This window comes from Undibacterium sp. 5I1, from assembly GCF_034314085.1.
Lineage (GTDB): Bacteria > Pseudomonadota > Gammaproteobacteria > Burkholderiales > Burkholderiaceae_D > Undibacterium.
On record NZ_JAVIWI010000001.1, the window covers coordinates 3,565,079 to 3,591,131 of the forward strand.

General features: G+C 47.7%; 26 protein-coding genes. 5 read left to right on the plus strand and 21 right to left on the minus strand.

All coding sequences use genetic code 11. From position 1 onward, the window contains the following. Positions 1 to 47: 47 nt before the first annotated feature. From RGU72_RS15570 to RGU72_RS15580, 3 genes are all read right to left on the minus strand, one after another. Positions 48 to 1,436 carry a sigma 54-interacting transcriptional regulator gene (locus tag RGU72_RS15570; RefSeq protein ID WP_322120597.1) on the minus strand — a complete coding sequence of 463 codons (1,389 nt, stop codon included), beginning with the start codon at positions 1,434 to 1,436 and terminating at the stop codon, positions 48 to 50. Between the two features lie 80 nt (positions 1,437 to 1,516). Next, positions 1,517 to 2,155: a hypothetical protein gene (locus tag RGU72_RS15575; RefSeq protein WP_322120598.1), complete on the minus strand. Its 639-nt coding sequence runs from the start codon at positions 2,153 to 2,155 to the stop codon at positions 1,517 to 1,519. Continuing rightward, positions 2,145 to 3,635 (minus strand): HAMP domain-containing sensor histidine kinase, encoded by a 1,491-nt coding sequence (locus RGU72_RS15580; protein ID WP_322120599.1) that lies wholly within the window; start codon positions 3,633 to 3,635, stop codon positions 2,145 to 2,147. The genes RGU72_RS15575 and RGU72_RS15580 overlap by 11 nt, the downstream gene beginning before the upstream one ends. A gap of 184 nt (positions 3,636 to 3,819) precedes the next feature. Between RGU72_RS15580 and RGU72_RS15585 the strand changes: the two genes are divergently transcribed. Next, entirely contained in the window at positions 3,820 to 4,506 is a 687-nt protein-coding gene (locus RGU72_RS15585; RefSeq protein WP_322120600.1) for a hypothetical protein, read from the plus strand. 99 nt (positions 4,507 to 4,605) lie between these two features. On the opposite strand, the gene RGU72_RS15590 is transcribed toward RGU72_RS15585, so the two are convergent. From RGU72_RS15590 to RGU72_RS15600, 3 genes are all read right to left on the minus strand, one after another. After that, complete coding sequence (locus RGU72_RS15590) at positions 4,606 to 5,490, minus strand: transporter substrate-binding domain-containing protein (protein WP_322120601.1); 885 nt, start codon at positions 5,488 to 5,490, stop codon at positions 4,606 to 4,608. Positions 5,491 to 5,816: 326 nt separating this feature from the next. Then, positions 5,817 to 6,977: a porin gene (locus tag RGU72_RS15595; protein WP_322120602.1), complete on the minus strand. Its 1,161-nt coding sequence runs from the start codon at positions 6,975 to 6,977 to the stop codon at positions 5,817 to 5,819. Between the two features lie 288 nt (positions 6,978 to 7,265). Further along, positions 7,266 to 7,517 carry a hypothetical protein gene (locus RGU72_RS15600; protein WP_322120603.1) on the minus strand — a complete coding sequence of 84 codons (252 nt, stop codon included), beginning with the start codon at positions 7,515 to 7,517 and terminating at the stop codon, positions 7,266 to 7,268. Positions 7,518 to 7,843: 326 nt separating this feature from the next. Between RGU72_RS15600 and RGU72_RS15605 the strand changes: the two genes are divergently transcribed. Then, the gene (locus RGU72_RS15605; protein WP_322120604.1) at positions 7,844 to 8,236 is read left to right on the plus strand and encodes an MAPEG family protein; all 393 of its coding nucleotides are present in this window, start codon (positions 7,844 to 7,846) and stop codon (positions 8,234 to 8,236) included. A 74-nt stretch (positions 8,237 to 8,310) separates the two neighbouring features. After that, positions 8,311 to 8,790 (plus strand): low molecular weight protein-tyrosine-phosphatase, encoded by a 480-nt coding sequence (locus RGU72_RS15610; protein WP_322120605.1) that lies wholly within the window; start codon positions 8,311 to 8,313, stop codon positions 8,788 to 8,790. Between the two features lie 18 nt (positions 8,791 to 8,808). On the opposite strand, the gene RGU72_RS15615 is transcribed toward RGU72_RS15610, so the two are convergent. After that, entirely contained in the window at positions 8,809 to 9,357 is a 549-nt protein-coding gene (locus RGU72_RS15615) for a DUF2812 domain-containing protein (RefSeq protein WP_322120606.1), read from the minus strand. Beyond that, positions 9,354 to 9,695 (minus strand): PadR family transcriptional regulator, encoded by a 342-nt coding sequence (locus RGU72_RS15620; RefSeq protein WP_322120607.1) that lies wholly within the window; start codon positions 9,693 to 9,695, stop codon positions 9,354 to 9,356. Before RGU72_RS15620 ends, RGU72_RS15615 begins: the two co-directional genes overlap by 4 nt. Before the next feature lie 221 nt (positions 9,696 to 9,916). Here RGU72_RS15620 and RGU72_RS15625 point away from each other — a divergent pair, with 221 nt between their 5' ends. After that, complete coding sequence (locus tag RGU72_RS15625) at positions 9,917 to 10,732, plus strand: hypothetical protein (RefSeq protein WP_322120608.1); 816 nt, start codon at positions 9,917 to 9,919, stop codon at positions 10,730 to 10,732. Positions 10,733 to 10,955: 223 nt separating this feature from the next. Here RGU72_RS15625 and RGU72_RS15630 read toward each other — a convergent pair whose 3' ends face one another. From RGU72_RS15630 to RGU72_RS15645, 4 genes are all read right to left on the minus strand, one after another. Beyond that, a complete protein-coding gene (locus tag RGU72_RS15630; protein ID WP_322120609.1) occupies positions 10,956 to 11,564 on the minus strand; it encodes a GNAT family N-acetyltransferase in 609 nt (202 codons plus the stop codon). Between the two features lie 262 nt (positions 11,565 to 11,826). After that, complete coding sequence (locus RGU72_RS15635; protein ID WP_322120610.1) at positions 11,827 to 12,177, minus strand: hypothetical protein; 351 nt, start codon at positions 12,175 to 12,177, stop codon at positions 11,827 to 11,829. A gap of 548 nt (positions 12,178 to 12,725) precedes the next feature. After that, positions 12,726 to 13,274 carry a DUF7010 family protein gene (locus tag RGU72_RS15640; RefSeq protein WP_322120611.1) on the minus strand — a complete coding sequence of 183 codons (549 nt, stop codon included), beginning with the start codon at positions 13,272 to 13,274 and terminating at the stop codon, positions 12,726 to 12,728. A 318-nt stretch (positions 13,275 to 13,592) separates the two neighbouring features. Continuing rightward, a complete protein-coding gene (locus tag RGU72_RS15645) occupies positions 13,593 to 14,429 on the minus strand; it encodes a helix-turn-helix domain-containing protein (protein ID WP_322120612.1) in 837 nt (278 codons plus the stop codon). Positions 14,430 to 14,540: 111 nt separating this feature from the next. Between RGU72_RS15645 and RGU72_RS15650 the strand changes: the two genes are divergently transcribed. Next, a complete protein-coding gene (locus RGU72_RS15650; RefSeq protein WP_322120613.1) occupies positions 14,541 to 15,053 on the plus strand; it encodes a DUF3224 domain-containing protein in 513 nt (170 codons plus the stop codon). Positions 15,054 to 15,121: 68 nt separating this feature from the next. Here the strand turns inward: RGU72_RS15650 and RGU72_RS15655 are convergent, their stop codons facing one another. From RGU72_RS15655 to atpA, 9 genes are all read right to left on the minus strand, one after another. Continuing rightward, positions 15,122 to 17,185 carry a primosomal protein N' gene (locus tag RGU72_RS15655; RefSeq protein ID WP_322120614.1) on the minus strand — a complete coding sequence of 688 codons (2,064 nt, stop codon included), beginning with the start codon at positions 17,183 to 17,185 and terminating at the stop codon, positions 15,122 to 15,124. A gap of 426 nt (positions 17,186 to 17,611) precedes the next feature. After that, positions 17,612 to 18,703, minus strand: coding sequence for a uroporphyrinogen decarboxylase (hemE, locus tag RGU72_RS15660; protein WP_322120615.1), 1,092 nt, complete (start codon positions 18,701 to 18,703; stop codon positions 17,612 to 17,614). A gap of 380 nt (positions 18,704 to 19,083) precedes the next feature. Continuing rightward, positions 19,084 to 19,896, minus strand: a complete 813-nt coding sequence (locus tag RGU72_RS15665) for an SGNH/GDSL hydrolase family protein (protein WP_322120616.1) — start codon at positions 19,894 to 19,896, stop codon at positions 19,084 to 19,086. Between the two features lie 6 nt (positions 19,897 to 19,902). Continuing rightward, a complete protein-coding gene (locus RGU72_RS15670; protein ID WP_322120617.1) occupies positions 19,903 to 20,727 on the minus strand; it encodes a PPK2 family polyphosphate kinase in 825 nt (274 codons plus the stop codon). Between the two features lie 64 nt (positions 20,728 to 20,791). Beyond that, positions 20,792 to 21,211 carry a CoA-binding protein gene (locus tag RGU72_RS15675; protein WP_322120618.1) on the minus strand — a complete coding sequence of 140 codons (420 nt, stop codon included), beginning with the start codon at positions 21,209 to 21,211 and terminating at the stop codon, positions 20,792 to 20,794. 387 nt (positions 21,212 to 21,598) lie between these two features. Continuing rightward, complete coding sequence (locus tag RGU72_RS15680; RefSeq protein ID WP_322120619.1) at positions 21,599 to 22,021, minus strand: F0F1 ATP synthase subunit epsilon; 423 nt, start codon at positions 22,019 to 22,021, stop codon at positions 21,599 to 21,601. A gap of 134 nt (positions 22,022 to 22,155) precedes the next feature. Continuing rightward, the gene (gene atpD, locus RGU72_RS15685) at positions 22,156 to 23,562 is read right to left on the minus strand and encodes a F0F1 ATP synthase subunit beta (RefSeq protein ID WP_322120620.1); all 1,407 of its coding nucleotides are present in this window, start codon (positions 23,560 to 23,562) and stop codon (positions 22,156 to 22,158) included. 29 nt (positions 23,563 to 23,591) lie between these two features. After that, on the minus strand, positions 23,592 to 24,461 hold the full coding sequence (atpG, locus tag RGU72_RS15690) for a F0F1 ATP synthase subunit gamma (protein WP_322120621.1): 870 nt from the start codon (positions 24,459 to 24,461) through the stop codon (positions 23,592 to 23,594). Between the two features lie 30 nt (positions 24,462 to 24,491). Then, positions 24,492 to 26,033 (minus strand): F0F1 ATP synthase subunit alpha, encoded by a 1,542-nt coding sequence (gene atpA, locus RGU72_RS15695; RefSeq protein WP_322120622.1) that lies wholly within the window; start codon positions 26,031 to 26,033, stop codon positions 24,492 to 24,494. Between the last annotated feature and the right edge of the window lie 20 nt (positions 26,034 to 26,053).

The window sequence follows — 26,053 nt, forward strand, 5'->3', positions numbered from 1 at the left end:
GCGACAGGCAAAAGGTGTGATTTCGTAAGCAGTTGATTTTAAACGATTTAATCCTGTCGCTCATCAGCGACAGGATCGCCGTCTGCCCTGAACAGGCTGGGTGTCAGCTCGTGTTTTTGTAGCAATCGATAGAATTCGGTGCGGTTGCGATCCGCCAGTCTGGCGGCATCGGACACGTTGCCGTCAGTCAGTTTGAGTAACTGGATCAGGTAATCGCGCTCAAATTTTTGTTTGGCATCGGTGTAGCTGAGCGCCTCTAGCGACGGTACGCGCAAAGCCCGTTGTACCAAGGTCAGCGGGATCAGCGGTGCAGTAGCCAGTGCGCATACCTGCTCGACCACGTTATGCAATTGCCGCACGTTGCCAGGCCACGGTGCGGACATCAGCGCTGCCAGCGCGTCGGGAGCGAATCCGTTGATCTGCTTGTCGTATTTGTCAGCTAGCGCCTGACGGAAGTGGTTGGCGAGCAGAGCGATATCTTCGCGCCGTTCTGCCAGTGATGGCAACGCTAGCGTGACGACGTTAAGACGGTAGTACAAATCTTCGCGGAACTGACCTTCTTTCATAGCGACATCAAGATCGCGATGGGTGGCGGACAAAACCCGCACATCTACCGGAATCGCCTGATCAGAACCGACCTGGCGGACGGTACGCTCTTGTAGTACGCGCAGCAGTTTGACTTGCAACAACAGCGGCATGTCGCCGATCTCATCCAAAAATAAAGTACCGCCATGCGCTGCCTGGAATAAACCATGGCGATTGGCGACCGCGCCAGTGAAGGAGCCTTTGACATGGCCGAACAATTCTGACTCCAGCAATTGTTCAGGAATGGCGCCGCAATTGACTGCGATAAAAGGCGCTTTGGCACGGTTGCTGGCGCGGTGGATAGCGCGGGCTAATAATTCTTTACCGGTACCGCTCTCGCCTTGGATCAACACGCTGGCATCGGTGCTGGCGACCAGCTTGGCTTCTGCCAGTAGCTCTGCCATGCGCTGGCTGCGGCTGATGAGTTCTTCACGCCACGCCTCGTCTTTGCTGGCGGGGTCGGCACTGGAGCCACTAAGGCTCAAGGCGTGGGCGATTTTTTCTAGCAAGACATTGCCATCAAAAGGCTTAGTCAGGTAGGCATAGGCACCACGCGCTGTGGCTTCTACCGCATCCGGAATCGTACCGTGGGCAGTCAACAAAATGACCGGCAAGGCGGCGTACTGGCTGCGGATCGCGTCGAACAACGCCATCCCGTCGCGCCCCGGCAAACGGACATCGGTGATGACCAGCGATGGCAACTCTATCGATAATCTGGCGAGTGCAGCCTCTGCGCTGCTGACCGCGGTCACACGATAACCTGCGGCGGTTAGGCGCATGGAAATCAAGGTTAACAAATCGGGGTCATCATCGACCAATAGTAATTGCGCTTGTTCAGTTTTTGGCTTCATCTTCGTCACTACTTTATTTTTTAGCTTGATCGCAATATTGATCGCGTACTATCGTATCCTTCACTAGAACTACACGCGCTCTACTGCTTGTTATCACTAGTAGCAGGAGCAACTACGGCGCTCCTTGGTCGGGTCGGTAACTGGCGCTCTATGGCTTTTAAATCTTCTAACTTTTGACTAAGCTGATCGGCGCGGCGCTGGCTTTCTTTTAGCTGTTGCGTTTGCTTATCAAGCGCCTCATCCAAGCGTCGCCATTCTGCGTAATTGGTGGATAAAAAATACGCTAGCGGCTTAATATGTTCTGCATCGGCGTCAGTCGATTTCACTATGCCATCTAACAAGGCTTGCGCGCGCATCAGATCGCCGCTGCCACGGATAAATCCCAGCAGTATCGCGCGCTGCACATCATGGCGTGCTTTTTTTTCTATGCCTTTTTCTAAACCATTCAGGTCTGCCAGCATCTTGGGTAATTCGGTCGATGGCAATAAGCGTGCTCGCTGAAAGTAGGCTAAAAGATCCTCGTTATCACTGGCAATCACCGCTTGCGGCGGCACCACGACGGTCACCGGTGTCGCTGACGCCAGGTTAGGGTCGGTCTGTTGCGGTGCAATTTTGCAGGCACTGAGTAATGTGCCTAATAGTGTGCTTAGTAGCGCGCAAAGAAGCACACTGCGTAAGCCGGTACCACATAAAAAATTTAACTTAGCTCTAGCGTTCATAAGGTAATTCAATCCGAAAATGTGCACCTGAAACTGTAGGGTGCAGTTGTATTTTTCCACCGTGGGCAGCGATATATTCGCTCACGATAGAGAGGCCAATGCCGTTACCGCTACGGGCACCAGCGGGCTGGCGTGCACCTTGATAAAACGGCTCGAAGATACGCGCCGCATCGTCTGCCGCCACGCCAGCTCCCTGATCAATACAGTCGATACTGACGTAGCCATCGGCTTGGGTAAGGATGAAGTCAATCACGCCACCATCAGGACTAAAGCGCACTGCATTAGACAGCAGGTTGGCGAGCACGACACCGAGTTTTTCTGCATCTGCGTTGATGGTCAGCAGGCGACTTGGCGTATTACTGAGCAACTGGCGCAAGTCTGTTTGCCGTTCAGCAGCTAATTGTGTTTTCAGTTCAACAGTCAAACCGCGCGCCTGCCATTGCAAACGCTGACCGTCAATGACGGTGCTGAGCAACTGCATCAGATCTACCGGAGTTTTATGTAAATGTTGCGCATCAAAAGCGGCGGCATTATAGCGCAGCAAATCTTCGATCTGGGTTTGTAAAGAAGCCGTGTTCTGACGCAATATACGGGCAATCTCGCGCTGATTATCGCTCAGCGTACCTGCCACGCCGTCCTCCAATAAAGCGACTCCTTCGCGCAACGCCGCCAGCGGAGTTTTTAACTCATGCGAGATGTGGCGTAAGAAGCGGGCTTTGTCGGCCTCCAGATCAGCCAGACGACGACGCAGCCAATCTAGTTGCTTACCTAAGCGGCGCAAATCGGCAGGCCCGCTCACGGCGATTTCCTGATCAAATTTATTTTCTCCCAAACGACCAATCACTAACTCGATTTGCGCCAAAGGGCGCGCAAGCCAGAGACCAAAAGTCAGCGCTAACACAATCGCCATGATCATCGCGCCCGACACCAAGGCTGTCAGCAAACGCCGTTGGCGCTCTAACTCTGTCAGCGATTGGTCGTTACGGCGTTCAATCTCACGCTTGCTGGCGAGCACTATCTGATCATTGATTTCAGGCAAACGCACAAAGCTTTGATATAAGGCTTGTTGATTTTTATGGAGCGTCGCCTTGTTCGTCACACGACCTTCCTGTAAGACTTTTCTAGCAATATCGGTCTGCGTATTCCAGTCCTCTAATTGTTTTGGCGGGAGGTCAGGGATTGCTTGCGCCAACACTTGCAAGGATGCTTTTGCCTCTTGCACCGCGTCATCGTAAATATCACGAAATGTCACGTCATCCAATACCAAATATTGACGTGCGCTACGCTCCATCGCCACCGTGCGCTCGGTCAGACGTTGGGACTCTTCGGTTAAGTTAACCGCCTGATGTGCAACTGCACGGCTTTGCTTGGTCAGTCGCTCCAGCGTCAATAACGCATGCACCGAGGTACCGCTAAGCAAGATTGCGATAAAAAGAAAACCAGCAAGTAGCAGTTGGCGGAAAGAAAGTTTAGCAAGCATAGTAATCTACGATTTTCTGTACACTCTTTTTAACTAAATGGATCGTCAGTCTATAGCAGGTTCGTTAGACTGATCAAAAACTACGCGATTGTTAAAATAATTTTGCGTAGCAATTTAAGATGTACAAAGCTTTAACGATATTTTTTACAAACTTTTCTAAACAACTGATCCGTTGGAATTAAGAATGAAACGACTATTCAGGCATCAGCTCAGGCACCACTATTCAGCTTTATTATTTTTGCTGTCATTACTGTTATTACTGGCGCTGTTATCTAGTTCGTCTTCTGCGAGGGCGGTGAGCAGATCACAAACTACTGCTCAAACTGCTGCTCAAACTTTCCCAGTCAAACTCAATAATCATGACCGTCTGTTGTTAGAGCAAATAGTTTGTGGACAAAAGTTTGGCGTCGCGGTGGCTGAGATTGACGCGCAAGCCTTTGACGCCAATGCCCGTCAGGCGAATTTTGCTGATGTTAAATGTCGTCCGCATGCGCAATTAAATGGCAAACCCATGTACTACGTGGCGCAATGTGCGCGGGAAAATACCCAATGGAGTTGCGGTCGTGCCGAGCTAGAAACCATAGTCATCCTCAATAATCGAGACCCGATTCGTGAGTTAATTATTCGCCCGGGCACGGTAGCACCTAAAGTCGCTTATGAGGCGATACAAAAAATCAGTACCTATGGTTATTTTCAAGCAAAGTCACTAGATGCAGCATTGCAATCTACCTGCACAATCGGGATGGGCGACACACCCGATCTGATTGAAATTTCCTGCAAACGCTGGTCAATTACGGTGTCCTTTTTGTGCCCTCAAATATCGGCAACGTCGTCATGTCCACGCGTGATTTATATGAGCGAGCATCCTTAGCGCGAGCGCTGTGATGACGCAATTTTAGAGTCAAAAAAATGAAGACCTCCCTAGTTTACGGACGTCTTACTGCTAGCGGATTGCAACGCTGATCTGTACTTATTTTATCGACGGCGACCATAAAGTAGCGGCGTCCATTGGTGTATTTTTAGGTAGGAAGGGATTTTCTAAACGGATAATCCGACGATTTTTTAGATTCAGTTTTTCTATCGCAACTTGATGGTATTTATTAAAAATAGCATCAAAACTGCCATCTTTTTGCATCAACCGTAAACCGATTTCGACTCTGTCTTTTATCGCTTTGTCATTACGGTTGAAAAAGAAATAATAAGGGAAAGGATAGTAAATCAGTAGGTTTTTTTCGATCGCCAGATTGGGATTATCTTTGATGTTATTGTCGTACTCTGACAGAATCTCCCCCACGCCACGTGGGAAAAAAAGAAAGCGATTGGCGTCCAACATTTTAAACAATTGACTGTATTGCGCCTGCACCACCTGGATGCCATGAAACTCGTATATTGCGTTATCGGACCACCCGACTCCTTGACCAAAGCTGATTGTTCTCAGGTCGTTTAAGGTTTTGATCTGATCGATTTTATGTTGGTTATCTTTATGAATCAGTGCCACTCTGTAGCCAAGCAAGTCTTTGCGTAAAGAGATATGAATCGCAGAAAAACGCTGTTCTAACTCTTCAGAAGTTGGGTTCCAGATCACGTTGATATCATGATTGATCTGTTCCAACTCCTGTAAAAAACGCTTTTTTGGCATGATCGCCGCGCTGGGTTTACACTCATAGTCACCAAATTGGGCTTTGGTTTTTTCCAGCGACGTGCACAGCATTTCTATAACATCTTTGTAGCGCGTATCGTTTTGAACTTCACCTAAAGGATAGATCACTCTGGTCACTACTGCCAAAGCAGATAGTGGCAACACGCATGCGCAAAGCAGCAAACTGATTGGCAGAAATTTGTGAAGCGCTGTCATTTCAATTACAAATCCAGGTGTCTTATTACAGTAATTATTCGTCAGATCGTGGAAACTAAATTCTGTAATGAATCATACTAAGCTATTCGCCAATGTCTTACTTTATTCAAACTAATTTGACTTTATTTGACCTTATGCAAACTCATTGTTGACAACCCACATACAGAATATTTTTGGTATTTTAGCCGTGACCAAATCGTTAATTTTATACATACTCCCCATATATTTTTATAAAAATCCCTTATTGTCAAATTAATACATGGACAATCTAAATATACTTACCATGAGTATATATATTTAGTGAAGAACAAATTTCCGTAAATATCTTAAAAATCATGCTTTATGCCAAAGGCAATCGCCTGCGGGTGTTGTCCTAATCTTGCTGATGCGCTAACTGCAGCGGCACCACCAAGCTCATATCCGGCATGTGAGCCGTTCCGCAAAATTGCGTACTGAGACCACAGTTGCGATCGCTTGGATAAGTCATAACGGTAGCCAACAATCATTAAATCAGATTGGGTGCCAGCACCGGTAAAGATGCCGGAAAAAACCGGAGTTTGATCCCCTTTTCCCTCGCCGCCGCGATACCAGGCTAGCTCAAAGGTATGACTATGTTGGAAAAATCTTCCTCGCACACCAATACCGTTTTGCTGTAACGGGTGACTACCGATATTGTCGTACTTGATGTGCTGGAGATACGTGCTGAGATTGATTTGCGAAGTCAGATTAAAGCCCAGTGCAAACAATACAATGCTGTCGTCCAGGTTGATGCCTCTGACGTTGTGGTGCAAGTTATAGGCAAGTGCCGCGACTAACTGACCGGAATTGAATTGTAGTTTGCTTGACCATGCAGTGCTATGGCAGTTGAGATTCTGCGCCGGTTCACCAAGCGCCAGATGCGTGGCAAAGCTAAAGCCATGCATATTAGGCGAATCATAGCGGGCCGAATTGCCGTAGCGATTATCAAATGCAAAGGTGTTTGCATTACCCTCCGTTGCAGAAGTTTGTATGCAAGGCGAACTGCCATCTGCGCTGGCGCCGGTAAAACTATTGTTGTAGCCGTTTGCCCAAAATCCGTTGAGATTGTCGTTACTGACATCGCTGAGATAACCTGGACCGACAATCCCGTGCAAATCGTCTAAGGGGGTCAACATAAAACCAAAACGGATTTTGCCGTAAGGCGAGCCAAGGCCAATACTGGCCTCGCGCGATATAACACCTCCACTACCGGTATCGGGATTAAATCCGCCTTCCAACACAAATAGCGCGTTGAGATCGTCACCCAGTGCCTCGCTGCCTTTAAAACCAAAGCGGCTGCTAAAACTGCTCTCTTTTGTTACTGACCCACGACCATCACTGTATGCCGAGTAGTTGACAACACCGACCACCAGGCGCCCATATACAAGCACATTAGTTTGCGCCTGTATGGGCAAAGTGTGGCAAACAGCAGCGACGGCGATGCATGCGAAAACATGTTTCAGATTCATGATGACCCCGGGGTGTACAGCATGATTAATGTGAGGGATGCAATCGTCTGATCGTTATCGTATTAAATAGTCAGGAATAACATCCACGCAGTAGCTCTTGATTATTGCTCATGGACGATGGGGTGATGAGGACAATTTAGCGACAGCGATTGAAGTGTATGAACTGGGCAACATAGTTTGAGCGCTGCCTTGAGTTCTGCAAACGTAGAGCGCAAAAAAAATCGGCGCTCATCACGCCGATTTTTTTACATTGCCAGCTATCTCAATGCGATAGCTGACTGTTGCGAATTACTTCGCTGGAGCTACTGGTGCAGACGCTGCTGGTGTTTCTGTTGCAGATGCTGCTTTTTTGTGGTGATGCTTCTTCATTTTTTTCTCAGCAGCTGGTGCTGATGCAGCAGGAGCTGCTGCCGGAGCTGCACTTGCCGCTGGTGCCGCAGTTGCTGGCGCTGCTGGCTTAGCTGCTGGTGCTGGTGTTTGTGCGAACGCTGTACCCATGGCGAAGGTAGTAGCAACGAGAGCGGCGATTAGCTTGTTCATGATAGATCCTGTTCTTGAGTTTGGTTGGTTTGTTTTCCGTAGTTAGTCTACGTAGCTCTAGAACGCGATGGAATCGATTTGTGTTGACAAGGAATGTGTTGCTAAATGTTACAGCGGATATTTATCGCTCTTTTATCGATCTTGTTACAGCTCTCTTATGCTGACGATTCGCTGTCTATCCGCTAAGGTCTTAGACTGCATCAGTACTTTGATCTGTCTGTGTAAATCGATCTGATTTATCTTACTATTGCGATGAAACTAGGTTTTTACCAGCAAGTGCTTGCTGTTAGATTTAATAATAATTGAAATGAATAGGAGAAAATAAAATGACAATTGCAAATTGGTGCGTACTCGTGGCCTGTGCTTTACCAGTAATCACGGTGGGTTTAGCAAAAAGTAGCTCTGCCAAATTAGCGCGTCATGCTGGCAGGTACAACAACGACAATCCACGCGAGTGGGCAAAAAATTTAACTGGCTGGCAGCAGCGTGCTAATGCCGCGCAGAGTAATAGTTTTGAAGCCTTGCCCTTATTTATTGCAGCGGTTGTACTGGCACAGCAAGCGCATGCTGATCAAGGACGTATTGATAGTCTGGCGGTCGTTTTTATTGCTTTACGTTTGTTGTATACCGGAGCCTATCTGATGAATTTTTCTACGCTACGCACCTTGATCTGGACTGGTGGAGTCGCTACTTGTGTTGGCATTTTTTTGATGGCGTAACTATCTGCTGACATCGTTGTAGCATGGTACTTCGTATCTGTTTAAGTAATTTACTAAGCCATTAAAATCACATCATGAACACAACAAAAAATACTGCGATTCTCTTTGTCTGCATGGGCAACATTTGTCGCTCACCGACGGCGGAAGGCGTATTCCGCAGCAAGATAGAAGCAGCCGGTTTAGCTGACGCGTTCGTGATCGATTCTGCCGGCACACATGCCTACCACGTGGGCGAGCCACCGGATCTGCGGTCGCAAGAATTTGCGGCAAAACGTGGCATCAATTTATCCCGCCAACGAGCGCGCAAGGTAGCACCTGAAGATTTCGCCCAATTTGATTTAATTCTGGCGATGGACAAAGCTAATCTGTCGCTATTAGAAGCGGATTGCCCTATCGAATATCGCCATAAGCTAGGTCTATTAATGCAATATGCGACGCAGAGTAAAGCCGACGAAGTGCCCGATCCTTATTACGGTGGCGGGCGTGGTTTTGATATGGTGCTTGATTATATTGAAGATGCTTCGGATGGTTTGCTTCGGACGCTTAAACAATAAGTGTCGTCTGACATCCTCTCATTGCCCATTTCGTCTGAGTTCACGAATACGCGCGCCAACTGAAGTCATCGCATACATGTAAAACGCGCCCAATCCGCCAAACATACCGCCAAGTATCCATTTGTCTGAGGTGGCTAGCTGTTCTATTGGGCTGTGTAGGACTAAACTTCTAATAAACAATAATATTAAGGGTGATGGCCCAAGTACCAGTATTAATAAAATACGTTTATATTTTTTAATTTTAGATTCGATATCGGTGAATATTTTTGGGACTCGACCAGCAACGATCGGGGTTCTCCAATAATGCCAGCCGGTGATTTCAATTACATGCTCCCAACCAGCATCACGGAACAAATCGAAATAGGCCGGATCTCTTCTGAGGTGAGGCACAAAATCCAGGCAATAACTGACCTCGGCGGGTTTGCTCTGTATAAATGTGTAAAGACAGAAGATATTTACGCTCTTGAGATGTAGTCCTTGTCTTGCCATTTCTTGCAGCCATTGTTCACATTGATTGTCTTGCCAAGCCAAGTGAAATTTAAATTTTTTTATGGTGACCGCATTCATTTTACAGCTCCTTGTTGAAGATATTTTAAAATTAACTGTCCGTTTTTGACCATGATTTCGAGGCGACGGATCTGCTCCGTCAATATTTGCTGCCCAAGCTCCGTAAGAGCATAAGATTTGCGGCGTTCCTCCTCCTTCACTTTTATGATTAATCCCTGCTTTTCTAGTGTGGTAAAAGCGCCATACAAAGTACCAGGTCCAATAACGACGTTTCCTTCGCTGATGGTCTCTACTTTTTGCATGATGGCATACCCATGCATGGGTTCACTTAGTGCCACCATTACGTAAAACGTGGCTTCAGAGAGAGGCAAATATTTAGAATAATTAATAGTCGTCATGCTATAGCCACTTTATATCGTTAATCGGTATATCGTATATTGATATATCGAATGTCGATATAATATCAGCTGAAATTGATCTGTCAATTTTTATTTGTTGTTCAAACTAACATTAAAGCAACTACGTAAAACTCCTTAGTGCCGCGTCATACAAAGGTCATATTGGTCTCCCATGATAAAGTCATAAAAAAAAGAAATTTAACCAAGGGAGAACAATAATAATGTTAGAAAATCTCAGAGATCAGATCAACACCTTACGGTCGCAGCACATTATTCGCCGGTCGGTGTATCAAAACTCCCTCAGCGATATCCCCGATAACTTATTCGGCTTTTGGCAAACTATGGCAAGCAGAGAATTTCCTGGCATCCCTCGTGATGCCGTTTTTTTTACGCGGGCGGCAGAAGGCTTGATGATGTTTTTTGATTGCGTTAAACACAGCGAGCACGCTTGTGCGTTGCCATCGAAAGCGGCGGATTCGATCTGGCATGCGTGGAGCGCGCTGTCACAAGCTGGATTAGGAATGTTCTGCCGCAAGCATTTTGGCAGAGACATCCCGCATATCGAGGCTGGCGAAATGGGCGAGTCTATCGATAAAGCGCTGGCCGGCACACTGGTGCAGGCGCGGCGGCTTGAGGGATTGGCATTGGCCAGCACCAGCGTACCGGCGCTGTTTGCGCTTGATAGAAAATTGAAGATGCCTACTGGTTATGCTTACCAAGCAGCCGCTGGTAAGTTTGGTTATCGCAATCTGAATAGCGACGGAGTTGGTGGTGGGGGAATGATTTTCCCTGCCAGCCTGGATGTAATGGAATTAATGACGGCAGGCTTTATCAGCGCGGCAATGTACGAAGCCTATCGGCGTCAAGCAGAGGCTGCCGCCAGAGCAAATGCGGCTAGCTCATCCTATGACAACGGTAACACATTTGATTTTGGGAATTCTTGCGATAGTGGCGGTTCTGCGGATAGCGGCAGCAGTTGCGGTAGTAGCTCTGGCGGTAGTAGCTGCGGCAGTAGTTGCGGAGGCGGTAGTAGCTAATCTACACGCTGATTCGCTCTCGAATATTGGATTGGGATCTTCTGGAAATTTTTCAATAAACGACCAGGTCCGCTCACATCATTACTGCGTTCCTTTAGCATGAATCCACGGGTGTTCGTGTATAACCGAACATCTGGTCTGCTGCCTGCGCAGGAGCGTCAGGAACTCATGCGATCAAGTCACTGGCTACATCAACCGCGCCAATGTCGCAGACGCGATAGGCTTATGAAGATTTGTGGGGTAAAAGTTTTTCCAGCTCTTCAAATTGAAGATCACCAGCCAGCAAGATCTCTTGACGCTCCTCAACCGGAAAAGGACTTAAGCGCCCGGTGCGAACATAGCCACGCCGCTCGTAATACGCTAGCAACTCATGGCGAACGCTGATCACTGTCATCCAGATTTTAGTCACGCCCCAACGCTGCTGTACCGCACTTTCTGCCTGTTGCATAAACTGTTTACCGATGCCTTTGCCCTGCAACTGCGGACGTACCACAAACATCCCGAAATACGCTGCATTTTGCTGCTGCTCCAGATGCACGCAACCGACGATTGCCTGATCCTGCAAACACAACAAAATAAACGATCCGGCGGCAGCGATCTGATCGCGGATTTCATCCGCATTGGTACGCGCCCCCTGCAACAAGTCCGCCTCCGTCGTCCAGCCCTGACGACTGCTATCGCCACGATAAGCGCTGTTGACCATGTCAGCAACCACGTCCGCATCCGCCAGCACTGCATCACGGAAAGTAATCACTGGTGTCGTTGAACTGGCATCGGCAACACCGGAATTGATATGAGTATCGGAAGGTATATTCGGTAAAGAAATAGTCATCAATGGCATCGCTAATAGTGGAAGATGGAAATCGGTGAGTCGAGCTATATTGCGCTAAGTCTATGCGGCACAAATCCATATACTCCCTAGTTTTTTAATTAAAATATGCTTATTGTCCATATTTTCTCTAGGCAATTAAAATATACCTATAGGGAGTATATATCGGTGAATTGGATTAATGAATAAAGTTATGTTGCACGTCACGCATGCAGACTAGCAAGATAAGCTGGTCGGTCTGTATTCATGCAAACATACTCCGCTACTATTTTTTCACTAGTTTTTCCAAGGTCTCGCGGATAAATTCAGGCTTGTTGTCTAGCGCAGAACAGCTACGAATATCCGCTTGCTCCTTGCCGTGCGCACCGATGGAAAAATGCAGATTCTCGCAATCGCATCGCAGCTTGGCTAACAACGCACGACTTGTAACTGCCCTCACCTCGGCAACCCAACAAGCATCGGCACAGCCACAAGAATGATATTCCAGAAGCTCGCCTAGACGCGCCCACGGCAATGTGTATTTGCCAGTACCGCCCGAGGCTGACGCTGCAAATGGGAATACGCTTAACAAAAGTAGCAAACCCAAGTAAGTGGAATTAGTACAGGCTAATCGCACGATTTTATACTCATTGATTTATTGGTTTATGGAGGGGGAGCTAGTTATAAATGCAAAGATTTCCTGCAGACGGTGCTTATTAAACCCAAAACAAACACGTGTCCGTGCGCCGCACGAATAAAATCTGTGTCTGCTAAATGTGAGCTTCTTTACGATAATGACGAAGCATTGCTGGTCCAATCCAGAAAGACACCGACCCCAAAAACGCCACGGAACAAGCCGCTGATGCAAAGACCGACTTAGTCAACATCGTCAAAAGTAGAATCACACACAATTCAACAAGACTACACAAACTACGGTCTTACCCAATGGACTGAATAATTGCCAAATATTTTTCATAGAAGTTCTCACTAAAATTCTAGTATTCACTAAAGAGATCGCGTGGTCAAACTATCCGGTCTTCAAAAGCCCTGCTACCTTGTAAGTACTGAAGATGATGCCGGATGGTATTAACCGGCTACGGCATCTTTTGCACTTAAGCTGAATATAAGCGATATCCGGAGCGAAGAACAACATAGGATGTCGCCTGATTTTATTGCTTGATTTTATTATTTGATATTTGACTTGGACGCTTTTGAAAACACTAAAAATGCAAATAAAACCTCGACCAATCCACCAAGTCCAGCGGCAAGGACAGGCGTTACCGCTGCGAAGAGGACGAGATTTGCAGCGACAATCAGGCTTACGCCTATCACCCAAAAAATTGATCTGCCGTAGATGCTTGCAAAGATCAGGTAGCGGCTTCCTACCGTTGCCATCATTGCGGGGAAAAATAACGCGGGCTTTAAAAGGAAAAGACCGTAGGCCATCGCGCAGCAAAGGATTAGCCAAATTGTCGATGCCATCCCAAGTTGGTTCAATGCGTTGTCTTTGCTTGTTTTCGCGGGGCGTCCTATCGCCTTTGTCACAACGAGGCTAATTGGATAAATAAATACACCGCCTATGAGCAGAGTCCATACAGCCTTGTCTATACCGAGCTGATAGCATACCAATGTGGCAGCAATCCAAACGAGACCAGATACCAGAACGCCCGGGGCGCCATCATAGTGGGCGTGGCGCATCTCTTGTTGCTGCTCTTGAGTTATGGACAGTTTCATTGATTATTCCCGCAGTTTAAGGTTTGAGGTAACAGGCACGCGTGGCTAAGCCGGCGCGCTGTTGAAACTTGAGGTGATTTAATTTACCAATTTTATATGCTAACTTGGCAGTTAAGAAAATACCATTTGTTTCCATACTCTTACAATCTTCAAAACCTTAAAGGGCTCTACACACCTGAGAATACCGGCCTTATTAAATATACTCCCCTATTGATCAGTATAAATATGCCTTATTGTCCATATAATATATGGACACTTTAAATATACACGCCTGGAGTATATTTAAAGTGGTATGCATAAAACATACCATCCGTTCGCCTAGACCAAGCTCTTCTCATATTCCGCAGGCGTCATGCCCACTAAGGCCCGAAAATCACGTCCGAAATGGGCTTGATCAAAATAGCCAAGTTCTAGCGCTAACGCTATCCAGTTAAGTGTTTTTCCTTCCTGAATCTGGGCTATAGCTTCGTGTAAGCGGTAGCGCTGAATAACCCACTTCGGACCGACACCGACATATTTTTGAAACAAGCGCTGCAAACTGCGCTTGTCCAGATCGTTTATGCGAAGCAGATCGTCGACCGTTGTGATGCTGTGGTTTTGTTCTATGCTCGCAACTAGCTGACTGACTTGGAGGACTTGCGGATCGGATGGCGGTAAATGGGCTAGTAAGAAGTTTTCTGCTATTGCGCATTTGGCGAGAAAATTATCGGCGACAGATATTTGTCCGGCAAAATCCGCACTGGACTGACCAAAACAAGTAGTAAGGTCAATTGATCGGTTATGTAAGCTTGCTAAGGCTTGTCTATAAAAAGGGTAAAAGCCTCCGGCCTTAAATTTGATACCAAAGACCTGATCCTGTTCGGCCAGTTGCCTGATGAAGCGGTGGCTGTGCACACCGTAAATGCGCGCTTGTCCCTGCTCTATCACCAGATGCACATTCGGATGGGGCAAAGTGGCTTGCTCTTGTGCGGGCAAGCCACGCAGATCCCAGCTGACATGCCAGTAGTGCTCAATAACATCAGCCAATTCGGCAGAAGGCAGTTGCCGGTGATGCTGAAATTCTCCCTGATTGAGCGTCCGGCGCAAAACACCACGTGGTTTGGGCGACTCTTGGTTTTGTATCTGCGTTTGCGCCAAAGGATCGGTATTGCTCATAACGCCTTCTTTCTAATAACACGTTGTCGCGTTTTTCCTATCATGTCGATCTGGAGTCCTATTTAATCTGGATTGGTCAATGGAGACATTTTTATTACCAAGGAGATTACGATGAAAACAAACTTATTACATCACGTGGGTATCAGCATTTACTTATTAACTTGCCTGAGTGCCTGTGTTACCAACCCGCCAGCAACAGAGTCCGCATCTGTCATTTTAAAGGCGCCAAATATGCACCACGCTAGAGGGGGCTTTGACATCAAATTGAACCCGCAAGTACCAGCAACAGCAATCGAAGTCGCAAAACTTGCTCGCCAAACGATCATCAAGCAATTTAACGGCGACTTAAATGCCTCTAGCTTAGGTGAAATGCTGACTGCAGTTACGGAAACCAAGGGTTCGGCGGGTTATGTCGCGATTGAGCGCGTGACAGGTAGTCTGCAAGGCAAGAAAGGTAGTTTTGTCCTGATGCATACAGGAACAATGAATCGCGGCCAGGCAGATTTAGTGGTCCAAATCGTTCCAGATTCCGGCACCGATGAATTGGCAGGAATCACTGGGCAGATGGAGATACAAATCAATAACGGGCAGCATTTTTATACCTTCGATTACAAGTTACCGTAGACGTCACAAACCTGCATGGGTCAGCGTGGTCACGGCACAGCATCGTATTTGATTAGGCTTAAATTCAGTCAAATATCGACAGGATCAATCTCAACCGACCACTTCACCCGTGACTTCAGTGCGCGCAGGTCGTTGATCCAGTTTTTTAGGAAGTATTGCAAAGCGGGTCGGAAGGTGGATTCGACTAATAGTTGCGCGCGATCGACGTTGGCGACGCGGGTCATAGTCATCGGAATGGGGTCGTTGAGGGTGATGCCAGGGTCGGTGGCGAGGGCGGCGGCCTGGTGCAGAAAGTCGAGGGCGATTTGTAGCTCTTTGGCTTCGGCACGTAACAAGGCTTGGTAGATAAACGGTGGCATGCCTGCCTGTTCGCGTTCTTGCAGCAAGTCGTTGGCGAAGCTGTCGTAGTCGTGCGCCATCAGTGCGTGATATAGCGGGTGGTCGGGGTAGCGTGTCTGGATCAGGACTTCGCTGAGGTTGCCGCCTTCTTTGCGGGCGGCGCGGCCGGCGCGACCGGCGACTTGCATCAGTTGAGCAAACAGGCGTTCGCTCGCACGGTAGTCTTGCGAGAATAGGGCAGAATCGGGATTAAGCGCAGCAACCAGACTGAGGTTTTTAAAGTCGTGACCTTTGGCGACCATTTGGGTACCGATCAGGATGTCAACTTCGCCACGGTGGACGGTATCAAAAGCGGCTTCGGCACTGCCTTTGCGTCGGGTGGAATCGGCGTCAATCCGGAACACTCTTGCTTCTGGGAAAATATGGGCAAGGCTTTCTTCGATTCTTTGGGTGCCGCGACCCAGAGGTTGCAAGTCAACATTGCCGCAGGTCGGGCATGATCTTGGGATGCGTTGCTCTAAACCGCAATGATGGCAACGCAATTTGTGATCGAGTTTATGCATGACCAGATGCGCGGTGCAGCGGGTGCAGTTGCTGATCCAGCCGCAGGCGTCGCAGGCGATGACGGGGGAATACCCACGCCGGTTTAAGAATAGTAGTGACTGCTCACCTTTCTCTAAACGTAAGCGGATAGAGGTGACCAATCTTTGGGTCAAACCTTCGCTCGGTTTTTCATGCTCGGTGTTGATGACTTTGACGACGGGTAAAACGGCGTCTTTAACGGCTCTTTCACGCAAGCTCAGCTTGCGATACCGTTGGGTATTGGCGTGGTACCAACTTTCCAAGGACGGTGTGGCGGAGCCGAGCACGACCGGGATATCGAGCTGACGGGCGCGCCAGACGGCTAGGTCGCGAGCCGAATAGCGCAAGCCTTCTTGTTGCTTGTAAGAAGGATCGTGCTCTTCATCGATGACGATCATTTTTAAGTTGGGCAAGGACGCGAGTATCGCTAAGCGCGTCCCAAGAATAATACGGGCTTGCCCTAAATGCGCCGACAACCAGTGGCGCACGCGTTCGCCTTCGGCCATGCCGCTGTGCAAAGTGGCGATCTGGATACCCGAAAAACGCTGACGTAGGTGGTTCTCTAATTGTGGTGTGAGGTTAATTTCTGGCACCAAAATCAAGACTTGCGCGTCTGTGCTTTGAGCCAAAACCTTGGCGGTGGCTTGCAAATAGACTTCCGTCTTACCGCTACCCGTTACACCGTAGAGCAAGTGCGGGGAAAACTGTTGGGCGCTGGCAATAGCGTCGACCGCTAGTTGCTGTTCGGCATTTAAGGTGGGTTCTGGATTGGGGTTGGTGTCTTGTGGCGCTGCATCTTTGGCGACTTTCTTGAGATTGCGTTCCAGCGATGTCACTTTACTGGTGCGCAAGTTTTTTGGTAGTGCAGGCAAAGCGACTTCGCCCAGTGGTCGCTGGTAGTAGTCAGCGGCAAAACGACATAAGTCCAGCCAGGCTTGTGGCAAAGGCGCGAGTTGGGTGCGCACTTCAAGTACATCTTTGAGTTTGTTGGCGGGCACCTCGGTAGTGTCGCTGATACCGACAATCAGCCCCATCACCTCTTGCCGCCCAAACGGAACTAAGGCTAATTGCCCGATTTGGGGCACGGATGAAATTTGTGGTTCGGTCTCAGATGTAGCTCCGCCCGCCTCAATTTTGCGCAGATTCCACCGGTAGTCGAAGCTTGTATCAAGCGGCGTGTCAAGCACGATTTGGAGGATGCAGTGTTCCATGAACTTAATGTAACCTATGAGGAAGTACGCTAACTAACGGTTTCATAAGGTCTTTTTTACATATCCACAGTTTCTGTGGATAACTTTGTGGACAAAGGTGTATTGACATGGCGTTGCGCTAGGTTTTATGCGGGTTTCAACAAACTGCCCATTCTGAAAGCAAAAAATAAGTCTTTTAAAATCAATGACTTGCAAATATGCAGAAAGTCTTCAAAATAAATATTCGACTTATTTTTACGCTCCTCATATTTGTGCATAACTAACAAAAAGTGTGCATCTTTATGCGCTTTTTGTTGCGGCTATTTCATTAGTTCTCCCAGCCATATCAAGCTAACAAGCGCATGAATATTGACTGTTGCACAGCAACATGACGTCTTTACAAGTCGTACCAAGGTTTATTGTTCTGATACCTTATTTGCGAAGACCTTAAGCCTTGTTTTGACGCTGCTGGCGACTTACTTCATGCACTGATTCGACCAACACACTTACCGCATCGGGCGGGGTGAATTGGGAAATACCGTGACCTAAATTGAACACATGTCCATGACCGGCGCCCGGTGTTCCATAGGATTGCAAGGTCGCAGTGACTTGCTGGCGAATCTGATCATGGTCGGCAAACAAGACTGCCGGATCAAGATTGCCTTGCAAGGCGACTTTATGCCCAACTTTGGCGCGTGCCTGACCAAGATTGACGGTCCAGTCCAGACCCATTGCATCAGCACCGATATCGGCAATTTGCTCTAACCATAGGCCACCGCCTTTGGTGAAGACGATGACGGGAATACGCTGACCATCTTTTTCGCGTTGCAATTGATTAACTACATCTTGCATGTAGCGAAGGGAGAATCGTTGATAAGCACCGTCAGCCAATGCCCCACCCCAGCTATCAAAAATCATGACTGCCTGCGCACCGGCGTCGATTTGCGCGTTGAGGTAAGTCGCAACTGCCATGGCATTGGTGCGCAGAATATGATCCATCAAATCCGGGCGCTTATACATCATGGTTTTAACCGTATGAAACTCACGCGAACCTTGCCCTTCGACCATATAACAAGCTAGTGTCCACGGGCTACCCGAGAAACCAATCAAGGGCACGCGACCGTTTAAGGTGTGACGGATTTGCGTAACGGCATCAAAGACATATTGCAGACTGCCAGCTTCTGGTACTTTTAACGCCAGCACGTCTTTTTCATCTTTGAGCGGACGTTCAAATTTAGGACCTTCTCCCTCTTCAAAATATAAGCCCAGACCCATGGCGTCGGGCACAGTCAAAATGTCGGAGAATAAAATCGCCGCATCTAATTCAAACCTGTCTAATGGCTGAATCGTCACTTCCGTCGCAAAGTCGGGATTTTTTGCCAGGCTCATAAACGATCCGGCACCTTTGCGGGTTGCGCGGTATTCCGGCAAATAACGACCTGCCTGGCGCATTAACCATAGCGGTGTGTAATCCGTCTCCTGACACATCAGGGCTTTTAAGAAGGTGTCATTTTTGAGCGGGGCAAAACTGTTCGACATAAATTGCTTTCGATAAAACGAATACTGAAGTGGCGTACGCTGCTGTTCTTTGGGATGTTAAACGCAGCGCTAATCCGACATTATCGCCGATGCGCCTGATCAAGGCATCTGATCTGCTGCAATCTGGTGAAATTCTGAGAGAAAGTTGATAGAAATTACTGTTTAGAAACTGTGGATAACTTTGTGGATAGTTTCTATTTTATGGCGATGACAATACCAGTAATAAAGTAAGCATTGAATATTGTCTTGTAACTTTATGATTTTAAAAGATTAATTGTCTTTGCACTTCTTTACACATGGTTTTTTATTAAGATACTAGCTTATTTAAAATGTGCATAAGTACCGCAAAGAATACTAATTTATCGCCACTTTAGATAGATTTAGTCATATTGGAGTTGCTGACCATAACGCGCCGCCACTAACTGTTCTGCCCACGCCTTCGTGCCTTTGGCTGAAGGATGATAACCATCTTCTGCCATTAATGACGCATCGCTGATATCCAGCGCCATAGGGACGTGACTGACGTTGCCACGTCCATCACCTAATTGGGAAACTAACTTTTTGGCGACCAGATCGAGTGCTTTTGCTTTGCTGCCCAGAACGAATCTTAAGGGTTGCGGCAAAGCGGGAAATGCGTGCATCGGCGGCACGCCCGATAGCAGAATTTGTTTTGGTGCGAGTTGCTGCTGTATCGCGGTTAATAGCTGACACAACTCAGCTCGATAGCGCTGATCAGATCTGAACGCCGTCGTGTCGTTGACCCCAAATGCGACAAACACTAGATCAATCTGCGTTGATTTGTCTGCCAAATTAAATAGTTGCGGCAGCAAATGCTGAATCGCACTCGCTATATCTGCGCCGTTTTTACCAATCGCTTGCCAACTCACACCGGTTTTCAAACGTGAGGCCAACGCCTTTGCTAATTGCGCTGTGATAGCTAGCTCCTGGTTAACTACACCAACACCAGCAACGGGCGATTCTCCTATGCTGAGCAACCGGAAGCCAATATCTCCGTCAACATTACGATCAGCGTTATTGTCGCCATAAACAAGCTCCGGCTGGTAGTGACTAATGCCAAAACGCGCTCCACTGGCCTCTGGCAAGCGTGGCGTAGTGGCACGGGTGCGTTTGCCTTGCCATGATAACAATGGATATAGTGGCAGCGCGAGTAATTCAGCCAGATAAGGAAACATGCAGGTTTAAACTACTTTGAGTTTGCTGTACTCAGGATTGCCGGGCGGGTAAGCGAGTTTTAAACTGGCGAGCTTCTCTTGCACGATATGGGCAATTGCGAGGTTGCGCTGGGTTTTAGAGTCGGCAGGAATGATGTACCAAGGCGCATGGTCGGCATCGGTGGCTTCGATGGTTTTTTCGTATTGGCGCTGGTAAGCATCCCAGAATTTGCGTTCCGCCAAGTCTTGGGGATCGAATTTCCAATGTTTGTCCGGGTCGGCGATGCGGTCTTCCAGCCGTTGCTTTTGTTCTTTGGCAGAAATGTGTAAAAAGAATTTGAGAATTACGGTGCCGGTTTCTGTCAGCATACGTTCAAAATCCCTGATGTGTGCGTAACGCCGCTCGCACTCTTTGTCATCGATCATGTCATGTACGCGAGTGATCAGTACGTCCTCATAATGGCTGCGGTTAAAAATTACTATCTCGCCACTGGCTGGCACATGCTGATGCACGCGCCAGAGGTAATCATGAGCAAGCTCCACACTGGTCGGCGCTTTAAAACCGATGGATCGGGCGCCAAGTGGATCAATCTGTCCAAACACACCGCGCACGGTTCCGTCCTTGCCTGAGGTGTCCATGCCTTGAAGGATGATCAAAAATTTATACTTTTTCTGCGCGTATAAAACTGTCTGGAAAGCAGAGATCTCTTCCGCCAAGCTCAAGGTGAGCAAACGATCTGCGGCTTTAGCATTGCTCTTGTCTTCTTCGCTGGACGCAATCATTTTTTGCGACGCATCCTCATCTTTTAAGACGAATTTGGGCTTTTTACGGAATAGTGCGCTGATGCTCATGGAGATTCCTGACGGTAATTTTGTTGCTCTATTTTAAACAAATTTTGTCCTTTGCTGGATGAGATTAGCAAAGCATGGCGTGGTCTATTTTGATGCAACGATCCATCACCACGCTAATGCCGGCAGAGCGTGCGGTCATCGCCGCGGATGGATGACTAACCCCTAACTGCATCCAGATACAGCGAGCACCAACCGAAATAGCATCATCAACCAGCGCGGGCATCGCGTCGGATTGACGAAAACAATCGACGATATCGATCCTGTTCGTTGCGTGGGCAGCTGCGTCCGCCAAACTGGCATAACAGGTTTCACCAAGAATTAATTTTCCGACCTCGTTAGGGTTGACAGGGATGATGGTGTAGCCTTGCGCCTGCAAATAGGCCGCAACCTCGTGACTGGGACGAGCGGGATTGGGCGATAAACCGACTACTGCAATCGTTTTTGCGTGCAATAAAATCTGGCGTAACTCTTTATTGGTAGTCATATCAACCCTTTTTTGTCGCCTGCTTTTGTCGTCCACTTTTATCAGCAATTATGTGAAGCTGGGAGTAAGGTAAAATCAAAGATTAGCGCTGGCAAGACTAACATGTTTTTTTCTCTTCTCTCAAGACGACATCATTGTCGATTTAATATACTCCCCATTTATTTTGTCTTAATTGAGCTATAGTCCAATTAATCTCTGGACACTCCAAATATACCTACCAGGAGTATTAATTTCGACTTATCAATCTATGTCGACAATATGTGCTGAGCGACACAAAAAATTAATGCATTAACGCACGGCAGATACAAAACTAAAAAAACAAAAAGGCAGCCTGAGCTGCCTTTCAATTTACTGCTTTGCCGACTTACCAGTGTCAGCTTGTCTGCATTAACGCTTTTGGCGCAATTTTGCAATTGCTGCCAACTGCGCTATTGCTACTGCCAGTTCTGCTTGTGCTTGCGCATAGTCAATTTTAGATTCTTTATTGACCAAAGCTTCTTCAGCCAGTTTTTTTGCTTCGTTCGCTTTTGCCTCGTCCAGATCGCTACCGCGAATCGCGGTGTCGGCCAAAACAGTAACGGCATTCGGTTGCACTTCTAACAGACCACCAGCAACGAAAACAAATTCGTCTTCTGCCTGGCCTACCAGCTTGATGCGTACCGCGCCTGGCTTGATGCGAGTGATCAATGGCGTATGTTTTGGATAGATACCCAATTCACCAGCCTCACCCGGCAACGCGACGAACTCGGCTTCGCCAGAGAAGATCAACTCTTCTGCGGAAACCACGTCAACGTGAATAGTGTGTGCCATATCGGACCTTTTCATTCGATCAAAAAACGAGGGGTGTAGCGCAATATTACTTTGTACTACACCCAAGCCTACTTGTTAGTTACTTAATAATTACTGAGTAATTAATCAGCAATTAATGAGCAAATAATACGCAATTAAGCAGCAGCCATTTTCTTCGCTTTTTCGATTGCTTCGTCGATAGTACCTACCATGTAGAACGCTTGTTCTGGCAGGTGATCGAGCTCACCGGAAGCGATCATTTTGAAGCCCTTGATCGTATCTTTCAGTGAAACGTATTTACCTGGGGAACCAGTAAATACCTCAGCAACGTGGAAAGGCTGAGACAGGAAACGTTGCATTTTACGTGCACGCGCTACCAACAATTTGTCTTCTGGTGCCAACTCGTCCATACCCAGAATCGCGATAATGTCGCGCAATTCTTTGTAGCGTTGCAAAGTACCTTGAACAGCACGGGCTGTTTCGTAATGCTCTACACCAACCACTTGCGGATCCAACTGACGTGATGTTGAATCCAGTGGATCAACCGCTGGGTAAATACCCAGAGAAGCGATGTCACGGGACAAAACAACAGTGGAATCCAAGTGAGCAAACGTCGTAGCCGGAGATGGATCAGTCAAATCATCGGCAGGAACATAAACCGCTTGGATCGATGTGATCGAACCAGTTTTAGTCGATGTAATACGCTCTTGCAGACGGCCCATTTCTTCAGCCAAAGTCGGTTGGTAACCCACAGCAGAAGGCATACGACCCAGCAATGCGGAAACTTCAGTACCGGCCAAAGTATAACGATAGATGTTATCGACGAAGAACAATACGTCTTTGCCTTCGTCACGGAAACCTTCAGCGATCGTCAAACCTGTCAAAGCAACGCGCAGACGGTTGCCCGGTGGTTCATTCATCTGACCGTACACCATCGCAACTTTAGAATTTTCTGGATTTTCCAGATCAACTACTTTTGCGTCAGCCATTTCGTGATAGAAGTCATTACCTTCACGAGTACGCTCACCAACACCGGCAAATACGGACAAGCCGCTGTGTGCTTTAGCGATGTTATTGATCAGTTCCATCATGTTGACGGTCTTACCTACTCCGGCACCACCGAACAAACCAACTTTACCGCCTTTTGCGAACGGGCAAACCAGGTCAATCACCTTGATGCCGGTTTCCAGCAATTCTTGCGATGGGGACAGTTCATCGTAAGCAGGTGCTTTACGGTGAATCGATGCGGTAGTTTCACGACTAACCGGACCACACTCATCAATTGGATTACCCAATACGTCCATAATACGACCCAGCGTTGCTTTGCCAGTTGGTACCATGATAGGTTTGCCAGTGTTTGAAATAATCATGCCGCGACGCAGACCGTCAGAAGTACCCAGAGCAATCGTACGGACAATGCCGTCACCCAATTGCTGCTGAACTTCCAGAGTCAGTTCGGAGCCTTCCATTTTCAAGGCATCGTAAATCTTAGGCATCGCGTCACGTGGAAATTCAACGTCCACAACAGCGCCGATACACTGAACGATTTTGCCATTAGCCATGTTCGTTCCTTCAATAAATAATAATCAGTTTAGACCGCTGCCGCGCCGGCGACGATCTCGGAAAGCTCTTTGGTAATCGCAGCTTGACGGGTTTTGTTGTACACCAGTTTCAGTTCACCAATCACACTACCTGCGTTATCACTGGCTGATTTCATCGCTACCATACGAGCCGATTGTTCAGACGCCATGTTCTCTGCCACTGCTTGAAAAATCAGTGCCTCAACATAACGTACCAGCAACTCATCAATCACCGTGTTTGCGTCTGGCTCATAGATATAGTCCCAAGTGTGGGTATTTTTATCTGCTGCCAGTTTGTCAGCCGTCAGGGGCAATAATTGCTCTAGGACAGGCTCTTGCTTCATAGTGTTAATAAACTTGGTGTAAGACAGGTAGACTGCATCTAACTTACCGTCCTGATAAGCATCCAGCAATAATTTTACTGGGCCAATCAGTTTATCCAGATGCGGTGTATCGCCGAGTTGCACTGCGTGCGCCACGACTTTTGCACCGATACGGTTCAGGAAGCCAAGACCTTTATTACCAATTGCGACCGCTTCAATTTTTGAACCCTTAGCTTCGAGTTCACGCAGTTTGTTGGTGACCAAACGCAACACGTTCGTATTCAGGCCACCGCATAAACCCTTGTCTGTGGTCACAACGATCAATCCGACTTTTTTGGATTGATCTTGTTGAACCATGAAAGGATGCGTGTACTCAGGATTCGCTTGTGACAAGTTCGAAGTGATATTACGAATTTTTTCACTATAAGGGCGAGCTGCACGCATCCGGTCTTGCGCCTTACGCATTTTGGATGCGGCGACCATTTCCATCGCCTTAGTGATCTTTTTCGTATTTTCTACACTTTTGATCTTGCCACGTATCTCTTTACCTGAGGCCATCTGTTCTTACTCCTTCTGCGCCAGTTAAGATCAGTACGCGCCAGATTTTTTGAAATCAGCAACAGCTGCGGCTAAAACGGCTTCGCCATCTTTGTCGAGTTGCTTGGTTTCTTCAATCTTGGCGAGCAATGCTGCTTGGCTAGTTTTTAAGTAGCTATGCAGACCTGCTTCAAAGGCTAATACTTTCTTAACTTCGACGTTATCCAGGAAGCCTTTATTCACTGCGAACAGGGAAGCGGCCATCAGAGAAATCGATAAGGGAGCATATTGAGCTTGCTTGAGCAATTCAGTTACGCGTGCACCACGATCCAACTGCTTACGCGTGGACTCGTCCAGATCAGAAGCGAACTGTGCAAACGCGGCCAATTCACGATACTGCGCCAAATCGGTACGGATACCGCCAGACAGGTTTTTGATGACCTTAGTCTGAGCAGCGCCACCAACGCGTGATACAGAAATACCAGCGTTAATCGCAGGGCGAATACCAGCGTTGAACAAAGATGTTTCCAAGAAGATCTGACCATCAGTAATCGAAATTACGTTGGTTGGAACGAAAGCAGAAACGTCACCAGCTTGGGTTTCAATAATAGGCAACGCAGTCAATGAACCAGTTTTGCCTTTAACTTCACCGTTGGTGAATTTCTCAACGTAATCTGGATTAACGCGTGCTGCACGTTCCAACAAACGGGAGTGGAGGTAGAACACGTCACCTGGATAAGCTTCACGACCTGGTGGGCGGCGCAGCAACAGGGAAACTTGACGATAAGCCACAGCTTGCTTGGACAAATCATCATAAATGATCAATGCATCTTGACCACGATCGCGGAAATATTCACCCATCGCGCAACCGGAGTAAGCGGAGACGAATTGCATTGCTGCAGATTCAGCCGCTGTCGCCGCAACAACAATGGTGTATTCCATCGCGCCGTGGGCTTCTAAAGAACGCACTACGTTTTTAACGGAAGATGCTTTTTGACCAATCGCAACATAGATACATGTGACGTTTTGACCCTTTTGGTTGATCACGGCATCAATCGCTACCGCTGTCTTACCAGTTTGACGATCACCAATGATCAATTCACGCTGACCACGACCAACCGGTACCATCGCATCAATTGATTTGATACCCGTTTGCATAGGCTCGGAAACCGATTGACGGGCAATAACGCCAGGAGCAATCTTTTCGATTGGTGCTGTCAGTTTTGCGTTGATCGGGCCTTTGCCGTCAATAGGCTGACCCAAGGCGTTAACAACACGACCGCGCAATTCTGGGCCGATAGGCACTTCCAGAATACGGCCAGTACATTTGACTGTATCGCCTTCGGAAATATGCTCGTAGTCACCGAGAATAACGGCACCAACGGAATCACGTTCCAAGTTCAATGCCAGACCAAAAGTATTGCCTGGGAATTCCAGCATCTCACCTTGCATCGCGTCTGACAGACCGTGAATGCGGCAGATACCGTCGGTAACGGAGATAACCGTACCTTGATTACGAACTTCAGCGCTGGTACCAAGGCCTTGAATCCGGCTCTTGATCAACTCGCTGATTTCTGATGGGTTGAGTTGCATACTAACTCCTAAAATTGTTT